The sequence below is a fragment of the Streptosporangium sp. NPDC001681 genome (genome assembly GCF_040298085.1).
In the GTDB taxonomy this organism is placed as follows: Bacteria; Actinomycetota; Actinomycetes; order Streptosporangiales; family Streptosporangiaceae; genus Streptosporangium.
The window spans coordinates 1-1,972 of record NZ_JBEOZN010000304.1; the positions used below are offsets into that span (position 1 = coordinate 1).

Here is a 1,972-nt window from a genome sequence, read left to right on the forward strand (position 1 = left end):
GCTGGTGTCGGGCCGTACGGCTGGGGCGTTGCGGGTACAGGCCGGGCGGCTGGCCGCGCACGTGGAGGGCCACGATGAGCCGGCCTTGGCCGATGTGGCGTTCTCGCTGGCCACGATGCGGTCGGCGTTCGAGCGTCGTGCGGTGGTGGTGGGTGCTGAGCGTGCGGAGTTGGTGCGGGGTCTGGTCGCGGTGGCCGAGGGTGCGCCGGCCGCCGGTGTGGTGACCGGTTCGGCGCGGGGGACGGCCAAGGTCGCGTTCCTGTTCACCGGCCAGGGCAGTCAGCGGGCGGGGATGGGCCGGGAGCTGTATGACCGGTTTCCGGTGTTCGCGCAGGCGTTGGACGAGGTGATCGCCGAGCTTGACCCGCTGCTGGAGGGGTTCGACCAGGAGCCGGATGGCGCGTCGGTTGAGCGGGCAGGTCGTTACCGGGGCTGTTCGCTGCGGGAGGTGATCTTCGCCGAGCCGGGCAGCGAGTTGGCGGGGTTGCTGGATCGGACGGGGTGGGCGCAGCCGGCTCTGTTCGCGGTGGAGACGGCGCTGTTCCGGCTGGTGTCCTCGTGGGGGGTGCGGCCGGATGTGCTGGCGGGGCACTCGATCGGGGAGATCGCGGCGGCGTATGTGGCCGGGGTGTTGTCGCTGAGCGATGCGTGCGTGTTGGTGGCGGCCCGGGCGTGGTTGATGCAGGAGCTCCCGGCGGGTGGGGCGATGGTGTCGGTGCGGGCTTCCGAGGAGGAGGTCGCCGCTCTGCTGGCCGGGCGTGAGGACGAGGTGTCGGTCGCGGCGGTGAACGGCCCGGCCTCGGTGGTGATCTCCGGGGTTGAGGAGGCGGTCCTCGGTATCGCGGCCGTGCTGGAGGAGCGCGGGGTGCGGACGCGGCGGTTGCGGGTGTCGCACGGGTTCCATTCGCCGTTGATGGATCCGATGCTGGAGGACTTCCACGCGATCGCCGGGACGCTCACCTACAACTCGCCGCGCATCCCGGTGGTGTCCACCCTGACCGGGGAAGCAGCCACGGCGGAGCAGTTGTGCTCGCCGGGCTACTGGGTCGACCAGGTGCGGGGCGCGGTCCGCTTCGCCGACGGCGTCCGTGCGTTGCACGGTCTGGGCGTGCGGGCGTATCTGGAGCTGGGCCCCGACGGGGTGCTCACAGCGATGGCTCAGGACACCCTCGCCGCGGAGAACGAAGCCGATGCGGGCTCTGACCCGGGGGCGGACGCGGTGCTGGTGCCGGCACTGCGCGGGGGCCAGGACGAGCAGAAGACGATCATGATGGCGCTGGCCGGATTGCACGTGCATGGGGTGCCGGTGAGCTGGCCGGCCATGTTCCCCGGTGCCCGCCGGGTGGAACTGCCCACCTACGCCTTCCAGAAGGAGCGGTTCTGGCCGACCGGCAGGCGGGGCGGGGACGCGCGAGGCCTGGGGCTTGAGACGGTGTTGCACCCGTTGCTTGGGGCGGTGGTGGTGTCGCCGGAGTCCGGTGGGGTGGTCTTGACCGGGCGGTTGTCGGTGTCGGAGCAGCCGTGGATGGGTGATTACGAGTTTCTGGGGCGGGTGTTGCTGCCCGGGGCGGGGTTTGTGGAGCTGGTGGTCCGTGCGGGTGACGAGGTCGGTTGCGCGGTGGTGGAGGAGCTGGCGTTGCAGGCGCCGCTGGTGCTGCCCGAGTCCGGTGGGGTGCGGGTCCAGGTGGTCGTCGACGGCCCCGGTGACGGCCCCGGTGCGGCGGGCAGGCGCGCGGTCCGGGTGTACTCCCGAGCCGATGGGCGAGCGGGCGGTGAGTGGACGCTGCACGCTCAGGGAGTGCTGGCGGAGCGGGCGGCCGAACCGGGGTTCGATCTGGTGCAGTGGCCGCCGGCGGGGGCGGCCGAGGTGGAGGTGGCGGGAGCGTACGAGCGGCTGGCCGAGATCGGCTATGGCTACGGGCCGGCGTTTCAGGCGTTGCGGGCGGCGTGGCGGCGGGGACAGGAGTTGTTC

At 72.3% G+C, this 1,972-nt stretch carries 1 protein-coding gene; it reads left to right on the forward strand.

Annotation, left to right across the window (positions count from 1 at the left end; all coding sequences use genetic code 11):
* Positions 1–1,972 (forward strand): acyltransferase domain-containing protein (locus tag ABT130_RS47485; RefSeq protein ID WP_350966485.1); only part of this gene is annotated, 1,972 nt, incomplete at both ends.